The organism is Alphaproteobacteria bacterium (assembly GCA_017308135.1).
Taxonomy (GTDB): Bacteria; Pseudomonadota; Alphaproteobacteria; order CACIAM-22H2; family CACIAM-22H2; genus Tagaea.
Genome location: JAFKFM010000007.1, coordinates 1 through 13,456 on the forward strand (window position 1 = coordinate 1; position 13,456 = coordinate 13,456).

At 65.1% G+C, this 13,456-nt stretch carries 12 protein-coding genes; 5 read left to right on the top strand and 7 right to left on the bottom strand.

All coding sequences use genetic code 11. The features are described 5' to 3' along the window. On the bottom strand, positions 1–929 hold a 929-nt coding region (gene fliG / locus J0H39_04475; GenBank protein MBN9495991.1), incomplete at its 3' end, for a flagellar motor switch protein FliG. Positions 930–1,123: 194 nt separating this feature from the next. Here fliG and J0H39_04480 point away from each other — a divergent pair. Further along, a complete protein-coding gene (locus tag J0H39_04480; protein MBN9495992.1) occupies positions 1,124–1,975 on the top strand; it encodes a phytanoyl-CoA dioxygenase family protein in 852 nt (283 codons plus the stop codon). Between the two features lie 36 nt (positions 1,976–2,011). On the opposite strand, the gene J0H39_04485 is transcribed toward J0H39_04480, so the two are convergent. Further along, a complete protein-coding gene (locus J0H39_04485; GenBank protein MBN9495993.1) occupies positions 2,012–3,034 on the bottom strand; it encodes a tripartite tricarboxylate transporter substrate binding protein in 1,023 nt (340 codons plus the stop codon). Positions 3,035–3,196: 162 nt separating this feature from the next. On the opposite strand from J0H39_04485, the gene J0H39_04490 reads away from it, so the two are divergent. The 3 genes from J0H39_04490 to J0H39_04500 are packed head-to-tail and all read left to right on the top strand — an operon-like array spanning position 3,197 to position 6,303. Continuing rightward, positions 3,197–4,336: a mandelate racemase/muconate lactonizing enzyme family protein gene (locus J0H39_04490; GenBank protein ID MBN9495994.1), complete on the top strand. Its 1,140-nt coding sequence runs from the start codon at positions 3,197–3,199 to the stop codon at positions 4,334–4,336. A gap of 40 nt (positions 4,337–4,376) precedes the next feature. Continuing rightward, positions 4,377–4,817, top strand: a complete 441-nt coding sequence (locus tag J0H39_04495) for a tripartite tricarboxylate transporter TctB family protein (protein ID MBN9495995.1) — start codon at positions 4,377–4,379, stop codon at positions 4,815–4,817. A 7-nt stretch (positions 4,818–4,824) separates the two neighbouring features. Next, complete coding sequence (locus J0H39_04500) at positions 4,825–6,303, top strand: tripartite tricarboxylate transporter permease (GenBank protein ID MBN9495996.1); 1,479 nt, start codon at positions 4,825–4,827, stop codon at positions 6,301–6,303. On the opposite strand, the gene J0H39_04505 is transcribed toward J0H39_04500, so the two are convergent. From J0H39_04505 to J0H39_04515, 3 genes are all read right to left on the bottom strand, one after another. After that, positions 6,300–7,484 carry an ABC transporter substrate-binding protein gene (locus J0H39_04505; GenBank protein ID MBN9495997.1) on the bottom strand — a complete coding sequence of 395 codons (1,185 nt, stop codon included), beginning with the start codon at positions 7,482–7,484 and terminating at the stop codon, positions 6,300–6,302. The genes J0H39_04500 and J0H39_04505 overlap by 4 nt on opposite strands. A gap of 61 nt (positions 7,485–7,545) precedes the next feature. Continuing rightward, positions 7,546–8,706, bottom strand: coding sequence for a Gfo/Idh/MocA family oxidoreductase (locus tag J0H39_04510; GenBank protein ID MBN9495998.1), 1,161 nt, complete (start codon positions 8,704–8,706; stop codon positions 7,546–7,548). After that, positions 8,703–9,767, bottom strand: coding sequence for a sugar phosphate isomerase/epimerase (locus J0H39_04515; GenBank protein ID MBN9495999.1), 1,065 nt, complete (start codon positions 9,765–9,767; stop codon positions 8,703–8,705). The genes J0H39_04510 and J0H39_04515 overlap by 4 nt, the downstream gene beginning before the upstream one ends. Positions 9,768–9,907: 140 nt before the next feature. On the opposite strand from J0H39_04515, the gene J0H39_04520 reads away from it, so the two are divergent. Then, positions 9,908–10,963 carry a LacI family DNA-binding transcriptional regulator gene (locus J0H39_04520; protein ID MBN9496000.1) on the top strand — a complete coding sequence of 352 codons (1,056 nt, stop codon included), beginning with the start codon at positions 9,908–9,910 and terminating at the stop codon, positions 10,961–10,963. On the opposite strand, the gene J0H39_04525 is transcribed toward J0H39_04520, so the two are convergent. Beyond that, positions 10,960–12,228, bottom strand: a complete 1,269-nt coding sequence (locus tag J0H39_04525; protein ID MBN9496001.1) for a hypothetical protein — start codon at positions 12,226–12,228, stop codon at positions 10,960–10,962. The genes J0H39_04520 and J0H39_04525 overlap by 4 nt on opposite strands. Before the next feature lie 110 nt (positions 12,229–12,338). Next, positions 12,339–13,451, bottom strand: coding sequence for a lactonase family protein (locus J0H39_04530; GenBank protein ID MBN9496002.1), 1,113 nt, complete (start codon positions 13,449–13,451; stop codon positions 12,339–12,341). Positions 13,452–13,456 lie beyond the last annotated feature (5 nt).

Here is a 13,456-nt window from a genome sequence, read left to right on the forward strand (position 1 = left end):
GTTTGCGCTTCGGCCACGTCCTTGCCGCGCACCGGGCCCAACGCTTCGATTTCTTCCTTGAGCATTTTGCCCGCGCGTTCCGACATGTTCGAGAAGAACAGATCGCGCAGCGTTTCGTTCGCACCTTTGAGGGCGATGGCGAGCTTCGATTTGTCGACCGCGCGCAGCAGCGTCTGCACGCCGCCGGGGTCGAGGCGGCCGAGATCCTCGAACTTGAACATCAGCGCCTTGATCTTCTCGGCCGAGTCGCGGTTGCGTTCCTCCAGCGCCGTGGTGAAGCGCGCTTCGGTCTGGCGGTCGAGGGAGTTGAAGATTTCGGCCATCAACTCGTGCGTATCCTTTCGCGTCGTCTTGGCGAGGTTGGACATGAACTCGTTGCGCAGCACGCGTTCGACGTCGTCGAGCACGTCCTTCTGCACCGTTTCCATGCGCAGCATGCGCATCACGACTTCCATCGCGAAGGCTTCGGGCAGCGTGCCGATGACGCGCGCGGCGTGATCGGCGCGGATCTTGGAGAGAACGACGGCGACGGTCTGCGGATATTCGTTCTTGAGATAATTCGCGAGGACGCCTTCGTTGACGTTGCCGAGTTTGTCCCACATCGTGCGGCCGGCGGGGCCGCGGATGTCGTCCATGATCCCGGCCATGCGATTCTTGTCGAGAATCTTGCCGAGCAGGCGTTCGGTCGAATCGAAGGAGCCGACCAGCGAGCCGGTGGCCGAGATCTGGTCGGCGAATTCGACGATAAGACGTTCGATGATCGAGGAATTGACGTTGCCGAGGCCCGCCATCGACTGCGAGATCTCCTTGATCTCGTCGTCGGTCATCAGCGCGAAAAGCTTCGCGGCGACTTCCTCGCCCAGCGACAGCAGCAGGATCGAGGCTTTGTCCTTGCCGGTGAGCGTTCGGTAATCGTCGCGGACGCGCATGTCGCCAGACCCTTGGGACGGCCGGCGCGTCGGCGCGGGAGCGCGCCTTCGAACGGGCGAAGCCAATTGTAACAGGAATTGCGGCGTTCCGTCACGAGACACGCGCCGCCACCCCGCCGTCGGTCTGGAAATTCCGGCGCGATCATGAGACTCTATGGCGGAATAAAGCCGCGCAAGGCGGCGCTGGAGGAAACATGCCGACGACGACCGAAGCGGGCGCCGCGCCCGATTTGAGCCTATCCGCCGACGAATTGGCCGCTTTCGCGCGCGACGGCTACGTGCTGCGCCGCGGCCTGTTCGCGGCCGACGAAATCGAGATGCTGTCCGACGCGATCCGCAACGATCCGGCGATCGCCAAGGCCACCTATGTCCGCCCCGACAGCAAGGGGGCGTCGACCGAGCTTGCCTTGTGGAACCATCCGGCGAACGACGTGTTCGGCGCGGTCGCGCGCTGCCGGCGCGTCGTCGATTCGATGGAGAAGGTCCTCGGCGGCGAGGTCTATCACTGGCATTCGAAGCTGACGATGAAGCGCCCGAAGGTCGGCGGCGCCTGGGATTGGCACCAGGATTACGGCTATTGGTATCGCAACGGCTGCTTGTTCCCGGATATGGCCAGCGTGTTCATCTCGGTCGATCCGTCGACGCGTGAGAACGGGTGTCTGGAAGTTCTCAAGGGTTCGCATTTGCTGGGCCGGTTGGAGCATGGCACCGTCGGCGGCCAGGTCGGCGCGGATATGGAACGCGTCGAAGCGGCGATGAAGGTGCTCGAACACGTCTATGTCGAGCAGGCGCCGGGCGACGCGCTGTTCTTCCACGCCAATCTGCTGCACACCTCGGGTCAGAACAAATCCGAGAAGTCGCGCAACGTGCTGCTGTGCTGCTACAACGCGGCGCGCAACAGCCCCTTCAAATCGGTGGGGACGCACCCGCCTTATACCAAGCTGCATAAGCTGCCGGACTCGGCGGTGCGCGAAGCGCCGCGCGGCGTGGCGGCGGACGCCAAGTTCAATTCGCCGCAGCCCCACGCCGAACCGCAGCCCGCGTAATCGTCCGGCGGCATGCGCCGCCGGACTTCGCGCTTGTCACTTCGCCATGCCGAGATCGGCGAGCACGCCCCGCAAAGCGGCGTATTGCTCGTCGAGAAACGCGCGGGTCTGCGCGCTGTTCAGGTATTTGGCGCTCCAGACATTCTTGTCCAGATCGCCGCGCCATTCGCTGTCGCCGACCGTCGCGGCGAATTTGGCGTCCCAATAGGCGATCTGGGCCGGCGGCAATTCGGCTGGCGCGATGATCGCGCGCCAATTGCCGAACGACGCGTTGACGCCCTGTTCGATCCAGGTCGGTACGCTCGCGAACGGGCCGCCCAGGCGCTCGGGCGACGAGACGGCGATCACGCGCGCGTCGCCCGATTGGAGATGCGCCGCGACCACCGACACGGGCAAGGTCGCGACATCGACATGGCCGCCGAGCACGGCGGTCACCGATTTCGACGAGCCGTCGAATACAACATTGCGCAGCTTGCTGACATCCACGCCGCCCGCCTTCAGCGCCAGCGCGATCGCCAGATGCGGCGGCCCAGCCAGACCCGGCGACACGCCGATCGTCAGGGCACGGGGATCGGCTTTCAACTTTTCGATAAGATCGCGTCCGGTCTTTATCGGGCTGTCGGCGCGGACCATGACGCTGAGATACTCGTCGAACAACAGCGCCACCGGCGTCACGTCCTTCTCGTGCGACGTGGTCGATTGCCCGGTGATGCGCCGGATCAGCAGAGTGGGCGACGTGACGGCCAAATAGTGTCCATCGGCCTTGTGCTGCGCCAGATAGGCCCATGACACCGACTGGCCGCCGCCGGGCTTATTGACGACCGCGGAAGTGAACTGCGCGGGCTGATCCGCCTGCCAGATCGAATGCACGAGCCGTAAGGTGCGATCGACCGAATCGCCGGGATTGCCGGGCACGACGAGCTCCACGGTCTTCTGCGGCTTCCAGGCTTGGGCCTGCGCGGCGGCATCGCCGCTTGCGCAAGCAAGCAGGGCAATCCCCGCGAGCGTCGCGAAAATTCGGGAACCGAACGGCGTGTCGAATGACGAAACGACGGGCATCGAATGCTCTCCTTCAACGAAAGAAAGGCGCACGATAGGCGCGATGGGCCGGCAGGGGGCGTCGATAAAAATAACATCGACAGTAGATTTTTTTACGGATTTACGATTGACCGTACACGCATACATATGCATCATCCGCGCCAGACAAGACTGGATGTTAAGTTGAAGATCACAGGCATCAGAATTTTCGCCCTTTCGGGGATCGAGGTCGCGCCGCCCGTCGCAAGAAAGAAAATCCGCGCGGAGACGATACTCGTCTCGGTTGAGACGGATGCCGGAATCTTGGGCATCTCCGAGATCAAATACGCGCCAAAATCCGCGACGATCCGTTTCATCTGCGATGAATTGGCGCCGTTTTTGAGGGGTAAGGATCCGCTCGACACCGAGCGTCTGATGCATCTGATGCTGTGGCGATTCAATAATCGCGGCCATGGCGGCGTGTGGAATCACGCGGTCAGCGCGATCGACGTGGCGCTGTGGGACATCAAGGGAAAGTATTTGAAGCAACCGGTGTGGCGCCTGTTGGGCGGCGCGCAGACATCGGTGCCCGCCTATGTGACGTTCGGCTTGCGGGATTATTCGCGCGAGGAATTGGCCGAAGCGGCGGCGTATTGGGTCGGGCAAGGCCATACGCGCCTGAAGATGATGGTGGCGCGCCTGGATATCGACGGACGGATCGATCAGCGCGGTGCCTCCGGTGCCCATCGCGAAGCCAATCCGATTGAGGACGAAGCGCGCGTCAAAGCGGTGCGCGACGCGGTGGGCGAAGGGATCGAATTGGCGATTGACGCCGCTTGCCTGCTACGTTTCGAAGCGGCTTTACGCTGGTGCGAGCGCTTGGCGCCCTACGGCATCGCGTGGTTCGAGGAGCCGCTACAATTCAACGACAGCCGTCTGATGGCCGAATTGTCGCGCCACACGTCGATCCCGCTTTCGGCGGGGCAATGGGACAATTTCGCGAAACTCGTCGATCTGGCGCGCGATGGTGCGGTCGCGATCCTCAACCCCACGGTCGGCGCCGTCGGCGGCTATACGATGGGCGCCAAAGTCGCGGCGGTGGGGCAGGCCTTCAATTTGCCGATCGCCAACGGCGATCATTTCGACCTGCATCTGCTGGCCGGCATGCCCAATGGCTGGCGCGCCGAATTCCATCTGATCGAGTGGCTGACCTCGCGCATCCTCTACAAAGGGCTGCCCGAGCCGGTGAATGGCTGCGTGTCGCCGTCCGATCACCCGGGCCTTGGCTTCGACTGGAACGACGACGCGGTGCGCGAATTCACGGTCGAGCGCTATGACGCCTGAAACGGGCGGCGTAAGGCGGCGATTCAAACGCGAACTTGTCGTGGCTGCCGCCGCCGCCGTCGCGGGAATAGTCTATCTCGTCGCCGTCGCGGCCCTGCCGCGCGCGGCGATCAGCGATCCGCTGGGGCCGACGGCGTTCCCAATATTGCTGGGCGTTCTGATGTTGATCGGTGCCGTTGTCCAAGTCGCGGAGATCGTTCTGGGACGCGCCGAACCCGCCGCATCGGACGCCGGCGATTCGCCGCGCTTCGATCCGATCGTCCTCGCCGGGATCGCGTCGTTGATCGCTTTTGCCGTGCTGCTCGATACGCTCGGCTTCGTCGTGGCGATGGCGCTGCAGATGGCGTTCCTCACGCAGCTGCTCGACCGCACGCGCTGGAAACTCAATTTCGCGGCGTCGATCGGCTTTGCGGTCGGGGTCTATCTGCTGTTTGCGACATTGCTGGGCGTGGCGCTGCCGCGCGGCGTGTTGGGGTTCTGAGCGCGCGATGGAAAGCCTGCCCCATATCCTGGCCGGTTTCGCGGTCGCCGTTCAGCCGGCCAATCTGCTGTTCGTGCTGATCGGCGTGACGGTGGGCACGATCATCGGCGTGTTGCCGGGGATCGGGCCGTCGGCGGGGATCGCCCTGCTGATCCCGCTGACCTTCGGCATGGATCCGACGGCGGCGCTCATTATGCTGACCGGCATCTATTACGGAGCCATGTATGGCGGATCGATCACCTCGATCCTGGTCAACACGCCCGGCGAAGCGTCGTCGGTGATGACGGCGATCGACGGCCATCAGATGACGCGTAACGGCCGCGCGGGGGCCGCCCTCGCCGTCGCGGCGATCGGCTCGTTCTTCGCGGGCACGGTGGGCATCGTGCTGTTGTCGCTGGCGGCCGTGCCGCTGACGAAATTCGCCCTGCGCTTCGGCCCGGCGGAGTATTTCGCGCTGATGATCTTCGTGCTGTCGGCCGTGTCGTCGATGACCGGCGGATCGCTGGGCCGCGCGATCATCGCCACGACGTTGGGATTGATGATCGCGACGATCGGTATCGACCTCCAAAGCGGCTTGCCGCGCTTCACTTTCGGGGTGCCGGAATTGATGGAAGGAATCGACTTCCTGATCGTCGTCGTCGGCCTGTTCGCGATCACGGAGGTCTTCCGCGGGTTCGAAGCCTTGCGCCAAGGCACGGTGGCGCCGAGCCGCCTGACCGGGACGCTGTGGTTGACGCGCGAGGAATGGCGCCGTTCGGTGCCGGCGATCCTGCGCGGCACGGGGCTCGGCTTCGCGGTCGGCGTGTTGCCGGGGGCGGGGGCGACGATCGCCTCGATCCTTTCATACGTCACCGAACGCAAACTCGCGCGCGAACCCGAACGTTTCGGCAAGGGCGCCATCGAAGGCGTGGCGGGACCGGAATCGGCGAACAATGCGGCGTCGGCCGGCGCGATGGTGCCGCTGCTGTCGCTGGGCATTCCCGGATCGGGCGCCACGGCGATCATCCTGGCGGCGTTCGTGATGTACGGTATCCAGCCCGGCCCGATGCTGTTCCAAGCCCGACCCGATCTGGTCTGGGGTTTGGTCGCCAGTATGTATATCGGCAACGTCGTGCTGCTATTGCTGAACCTGCCGCTGGTCGGCGTGTTCGCGCGATTGCTCTATGTGCCGTCGCATCTGTTGATGCCGATGATCCTGGGTTTTGGCGTAACCGGCGTCTATGCGCTCAACACGCTCGATTTCGAGCTCTACCTGCTGATCGGATTCGGCGTGCTCGGCTATCTTTTCGCCTGGGCACGCATTCCGGCCGCCCCCTTGGTGCTGGCCCTCGTGTTGGGCGATGCGATGGAGCAGTCCTTCCGCCAAGCGCTGACGATTTCCGACGGCAATCCGGCGATTTTCGTCGCCAGCCCGATCTCAGCAACATTGATCGGATTGACCGTGCTGAGCCTCGTCCTGCCGCCGCTGTTGCAGCGGAAGCGCTAAACCAGCGGATCGGCGACGCGATCGAATTTGTCGAATTCGACGCAGGCGAGCTTGCCGTCGATCCGTTCCGTGCGGCGGACATAGACCGTTTGCACGATATCGCGCGTCGCGGCCGAAATCTCGATCGGCCCGCGCGGGCTTTCGATCTGTCGTCCTTTGATCGCCTCGATCAGCGCGTCGCCATCGGTCTTGCCGCCGGTGGCGGCCAGCGCCGCGTCCAGCACGTTCAGCCCGTCCCACGCGGTCATCGCCATGTAGTTGGGCGGATAGGCGCCATTGGCCATCCGGTAGTCGGACACAAACTGCCGATTGAGCGCCGACTCATGCGCGGTCGAATAATGATGCGTGGTGATAAGGCCCAGCCCCGCATCGCCCGCCGCCTGCATATAGCTGTCGTCCATCGCTTCGCCCGTCGCGATCAACTTAATCCCGGCTTCGGCGAGACCGCGTTCGCGCGCGATCTTCAGAAAGGCGTTGGGCTGATCGCCGGAGGGGAAAAAGAAAAACGCCGCGTCGGGCTTCTCGTCGCGAATGCGCTGCACGAAGGGCGAAAAATCGGGATTGGCCAAGGGGACGCGCAACGCCGAGACGACATTGCCGCCGCCGCCGGCGAAGCCGGCGGTGAACGCTTTCTCAGCGTCGTGGCCGGCGGAATAATCCGACACGAGCGTGACGACGCTTTTGATCCCTTGTTTCGCGGCCCAAATACCCATCGGCGCGCTGACCTGACCGACGGTGAAGGAAAGCCGCGCGATATAGGGCGAGCGGCCGGGAATCACTGACGCGGCGGCGTTCAGCACCAAGCACGGCAGCTTCGCCTGGGTCAGCACGGGTGCAATGGCGATGGCATTGGGGCTGAAATCCAGTCCCATCACCACGTCGATCCCGTCCCGCGTGGCGAATTCGCGCGCGATGCGGATGGCGAGATCGGGCGCGGCGCCGGCGGTGTCGCGTTTGACGAATTCGACCTTGCGCCCGCCGACCAATCCGTTGCGGCGGGCCAGCCACACGGCCATGCCGTTATCCATCTGGCGGCCGTAATCGGCATAGGCGCCGGTATAGGTGACGATCATGCCGATGCGTAAAGGGGCCGCTTGCGCGATCGCCGGGGCCGCAAGGCCCAGCGCCCCCGCACCGGCGAGTTTCAGGGCAGCGCGGCGGCTCAACGGCGATTTGGACATGGCGATACGACCCGGACGAAACGATTCGGCCGGCATACTAGCTTAAATCGCGTTTCGAGACTCAGCCGGTCGCGAGCTTCGTCCAAGCGCCGTCGGATGCGGAAGAACGTACGGCCGCATCGATGAACGCCATGCCGCGCACGCCCTCGGTCACGCCGGGGAAGGTCACGTCGGCGTCGGGTTTGCGGCCCTGGCGCTTGGCGTCGATCGCGCGCGCGATTTCGGCATAGAGTGTGGCGAAGCCTTCCAGATAGCCTTCGGGATGACCGCTGGGGATGCGCGTCACGCGCGATGCGGCGGGCAGGGCGGTCGGCGAGGCGCGGGTGATGAGGCGCGGCGCTTCGCCGAATTTCGCGAAGCGCAGCGTGTTCGGCTCCTCCTGGTGCCATTCGAAGCCGCCGGTCTCGCCATAGACGCGCAAGCGCAAGCCGTTCTCGTGGCCGACGGCGATTTGGCTCGCCCACAAGCCGCCGCGCGCGCCGCTTTTCAAACGCAGGAGCATCTGCGCGTTATCGTCCACGCGTCTTCCGGGCAGCGTCGCCTGCGCATCGCACGCGACCGCGTCGACCAAATCGCCGGTGACGAATTCCAGCAGATTGAACGCATGCGTGCCGATATCGCCCAGCGCCCCCGCCTTGCCGCTGCGCGCGGGATCGGTGCGCCAATCGGCTTGTTTCTGGCCGGTCGCCTCCAGCGTCGTGGACAGCCAATCCTGCGGATACTCGGCTTGCACGACGCGCAGCTTGCCGATCTCGCCGGCGGCGATCATCGCGCGCGCCTGCCGGATCATCGGATAGCCGGTGTAATTGTAGGTGACGGCGAAGACGCGATCGGATTTCGCCGCCGCCGCCGCCAGCGCGCGGCCTTGGTCGAGATCGAGGGCGAGCGGCTTGTCGCAAATCACATGCAAGCCACCGGCGAGGCAGGCCAGCGCCGCCGGCGCATGGACGTGATTGGGGGTGACGATCGCCACCGCCTCGATCCCGTCCTTGCGCTTGGCTTCGCCTGCGATCATCGCGGCGTAATCGGGATAGGACCGCGCTTCGTCCAAGCCCAACGCGATGCCCGAGCGTTTCGCCTTGTCGGGCGTGGAGGCCAGCGCGCCGGCGACGAATTCGTAGCGGTCGTCGAGCCGCGCGGCGATGCGATGCACGGCGCCGATGAAAGCGCCTTCGCCGCCGCCGATCATGCCCAGGCGAATGCGGGGGGACGGCGCGCTCATCGCTTCGCCGTCCCGATCAAACGCGCGATCTGATTCTTGTCGGTCTCGCCGCCGGCGAAATCGTCGAACGCTTTGTCGGTCGTGCGGATGATATGGCGCTTGATGAACTCGGCCCCCTCGCGCGCCCCGTCTTCGGGGTGCTTCAGGCAGCATTCCCATTCCAGCACCGCCCAACCCGAATAGCCGTGCGTGGCGAGGCGCGAGAAGATGCCGCTGAAATTGATCTGCCCGTCGCCCAGCGAGCGGAAGCGCCCGGCGCGGTTGATCCAGGGCTGATAGCCCGAATACACACCTTGGCGCCCGCTCGGGTTGAACTCCGCATCCTTCACATGGAAAGCGCTGATGCGCTCGGCGTAAATGTCGATGAAGGCGAGATAGTCGAGCTGCTGCAGCAGGAAATGCGACGGGTCGTAGTTGATCTTGCAGCGCGGATGATTGTTCAGCGCCGCGAGGAACATCTCGAACGTGATGCCGTCGAACACGTCCTCGCCGGGATGGATCTCGAAGCCGACATCGACACCGTTCTCGTCGAACGCGTCGAGCAGCGGCTTCCAGCGGCGCGCGAGTTCCGCGAAGGCTTCCTCGATCAGGCCCGCCGGGCGCTGCGGCCAGGGATAGAGATAGGGCCAAGCAAGCGCGCCGGGGAAGCCGACATGGCCGCTGAGACCGAGATTGCGCGAAGCCTTGGCGGCGAGGCGCACTTGCCGTTCGGCCCATTCGCGCCGCGCGGCCGGGTTACCCTTCACTTCCGCCGGGGCGAAGGCGTCGAACATTTCGTCGTAAGCCGGGTTCACGGCGACGAGCTGGCCCTGCAAATGGGTCGAAAGCTCGGTGATCGTCACGCCGTGCTGGGCGGCGATGCCCGCGATCTCGTCGCAATAGGTTTTGGACGACGCGGCCTTTTCCAGATCGAACAGGCGCTTGTCCCAGCTCGGCACCTGCACGCCCTTATAGCCGAGCGAGGCCGCCCATTTGACGATGGCGGGGAAAGAATTGAACGGCGCTTCGTCGCCCGCGAATTGGGCGAGGAAGATGGCGGGTCCTTTCATCGTGGCAGGCATGAAGCGCTTCTCCCGGTACCGATTGTCTATTTAAAAAACGATTGCATACAACCTATCCGGGGTTTCGGCGGCAGCGCAAGACCGGACGTGAAGCCGATGCTTGTCAGTCCCCGCGAACCCGGCCACATTCGTTCCCCAGCATGGCCGCGAAGAATAAATCCACCCGCCGGATCAAGACCGCCAAGATCGCGGATGTCGCCCGTATCGCCGGCGTTTCGGTCGCGACGGTCAGCCGGGCGCTGGCCAAGCCCGGCATGGTCGAAGCGGTCACGCGCGCGCGCGTCGTCGCGGCGGCCAAGCGTTTGGGCTACACGCCCAATGTGGCGGCGCGAAATCTGCGCGCCCGGCGCAGCAACATGGCCCTGGTGGTGGTGCCGAATATCGGCAACGCTTATTTCGGTGAATTGCTGCGCGGCATCGACGCCGCGCTCACGCGGCGCGGCTACGGCCTGATCATCGCCAATCTCGACCTGACCTCGACGCGGGACAATTCGCCCGACCACGAGGAACGCTATGTCGATCTCGCCGCCGCCGGCCAGGTCGACGGCGTGCTGCTGCTCAACGGCTACGTCCCGAAAGGGCCGGTGCGCACCATGCTCGACGCGCGCTTGCCGATCGTCGCGGTGGGCGAGCGTATTCGCGGCGCCAAGTTCCCGCAGGTCGAGGTCGACAACCGCGCCGCCGCGCGGGGCGCGGTCGAACATCTGGTCGGCCTTGGCCATAAGCGCATCGCCTATCTGTCGGGACGGCCGCGCAGCCATTTGGATTCCGCGCGCCGCTTGGGCTTTCGCGATGCGCTGACGGGTGCGCAAGGCCTCGAATGGACGGGCGACTACTATTTCGCGTCGGGCGTGGCGGCGGCCGAGGCGATGCTGCGCGGCAAACCGCAGGACCGGCCGACGGCATTGTTCGCCGCATCCGACGAAATGGCGATCGGATTTCTGAAAACCGTGCTCGCGGCGGGCGTTTCGGTGCCGCGCGACATGTCGATCGTCGGCTTCGACGGCATCGATTATGCGCGGTTCAGCGAACCCGCCTTGACCACGGTCGTCGTGCCGCGCCGCCAGATCGGCGAAACGGCGGGGGAAATGCTGGCCGATTTGATGGCCGGTTCGGGCGACGTGCCCGCCCATGTGCGCCTTGCGACCGAATTGCGGGTGCGCGGCAGCACCGGCCCGGCGCCCGGCCCGCGTTAACGCCGCTTCTGGGCCGTTTCGTCGCCCAAGAAGCTCGCCAGAACCGCCGAGATGTCGGCGACTTGACGCGCGAGCGAGCCGACGGCGGCGGAGTTTTCCTCCACCATCGCCGCGTTTTGCTGGGTCGTGGTGTCGAGTTCGCCCAGCGCCTTGTCGATTTCGGCCATGCTGCGCGCGACTTCGCGGCTGCCGGCGGCGATTTCGGGCGCGATCTCGTCGACTTCGGCGACCACTTTGACGATGGCGCCCAAAGCTTCGTTGGCGGCCGTCACCAGCCGCACACCCTGGCCGACCTCGACCGAGCTTTCGGCGATCAGCTCGCGCACTTCCATTGAAGCCTGGCGCGAACGTTCCGCCAGTGCGCGCACTTCCTGCGCGACGACCGCGAAGCCCTTGCCGGATTCGCCCGCGCGCGCGGCCTCGACCGCGGCGTTGAGCGACAGGAGCTTCGTCTGGAACGAGATCTCCTCCAGCGCTTGGCTGATCACGCCGATGCGCGAGGACGAGCTTTCGATGCGCGTCATCGCTTGCGCCACGCTGGTCACGGCCTTGCCGCCGTCCTCGGCCAGCGCGCGCGCTTCGGATGCCAGCGCGCTGGCGCGCGAGGCGCTATCGGCCGCCTGGGAAACGGCGGCGGTGATCCCGGCCATCGTGGCGGCGGTTTCCTGCAAGGCCGAAGCTTGGCGTTCGGTGCGGCGGGCGAGGTCGCCGCTCGCCTGCGAAATCTCGTTGGCGGCCCCCCGGATCTGTTCGATCGGCCCCGCGACGCGCGACGCCGTTTCGACCTTGCCCTTGGCGATATAGACGGAGATCGCGTAGTCCATATCGAGCAACACGGCCTTGTTCAGCGCCTTCAGCGCCGCCGTGCGTTCGGCCGCGCGCCAGCGCACGGATTCGGAAATCACGGCGGTCAATTCGGCCACCGCCGTCGCGTAGCCCGCGATGTACCAGCGCGGCTCCAGCCCGATACGGTGATGCGCATCGCCGATGCGCAAGGCGCGTTTGACGTATTCGGCGTCGAACCCGGCGTCGAACAAGCGCAGCCAATGGTCCGCCTGAGCAGCGCGGGCATGGGCCACACCTTTGGCGCCGCCGAACATCGCCATCAAATTCGGATAGGCTTCGATATGGGCGTAGAACTTGGTCAGGATCCGCTGGAGATTCTGCGCCAAAAGCGGCTTGATCCGCCGCAAGGCGGCGGCGTCCCCGGGCCCGAAGCCGATGAATTTCAGACGCTCTTCGAGTGTCGCCTGCTCGTCCGCCATACCGGCCGCCATCCCCCGCGGCGCGCACGGCCCCCGCCGCGCGCAGCCTCGACGCTAAGCTAGCCCCGAGTCGGGGTGGCGGGCGAGAAAGTTTTTCGTCTTCGGACGGGCTAGCGGAACCGCACGCAGATCGGCGTGCCCGGATCGACCACGTCGCCGGTCGGGTAGATCTTGCCGGTGGCCGGATCCAGGCGGAACAGCAGCACGTTGTTCGTGTCCTGATTCGCGGCGGCGATGAATTTGCCGCAGGGGCTGATTTCGAAGTTGCGCGGGATGCGCCCGCGCGTGTGTTCGTGCCCCACGATCGTCATGCGGCCGGTGGCGGCATCCAGCGCATAGATCGCGAGCGAATCATGGCCGCGATTGGACCCGTAAAGGAACTTGCCGTCGGGCGTGATCTGTACTTCCGCACAGGTCGAATGCCCGTGATAGCCGGGCGGCAAGGTCGGCAGCGTATGAATCTCCGCGAGCGTGCCGGCGCCCGCATCGTAGGCGAAGGCCGTCATCGTGGAATTGAGTTCATTGATGAGGTAGGCGAATTTGCCGTCCGGGCGGAACACCAACTGACGCGGACCCGCACCCGGGGCCGTTTTCACTAGCGGCTGGGTCTTGTGCGGCGTCAGCTTGCCGGTCTGCGCGTCGAACGCGTAGACCACGACGCCGTCGAGGCCCAAATCCGGCACGAAGACGAAGCGGTTCGCGGCGTCGATGGCGACCGCATGGGCGTGCGGGCCCGCCTGGCGGCGCGGATCCACGCCCGTCCCGCCCTTGTGCTGGATGAACTCGACGGCCTCGCCGAGCGATCCGTCCTCGGCGATCGGCAGCACCGATACGCTGCCGCTGGCGAAATTCGCGATCAGCACGAAGCGCCCGGTGGCGTCGACGATCAGATGGCACGGATCGGTGCCGTGGCTCGCCTTGGTGTTGAGATAGGTAAGTTTGCCGGTCGCGGGATCGATGCGGAAGGAACTGACGGCGCCGCTCGCCTTGCCTTCGTATTCCTTGTACTCGTTCACGCAGAACAGGAAGCGGCGCTTGGGATCGAACGCGAGATAGGAGGAATTGCGCACCCCCTCGGTAATGCCGAGAAGGTGCAGCTTCCCCGCTTCGCGATCGAAGCGATAGCAATAGATGCCTTTGCCCTTGCCCTGCAGGATCTGGCCGGTGCCGAACAGAATCGGCTCGCTATAGGTGCCTACGTAAACCAATTCGTCGTTCGACATCGGCC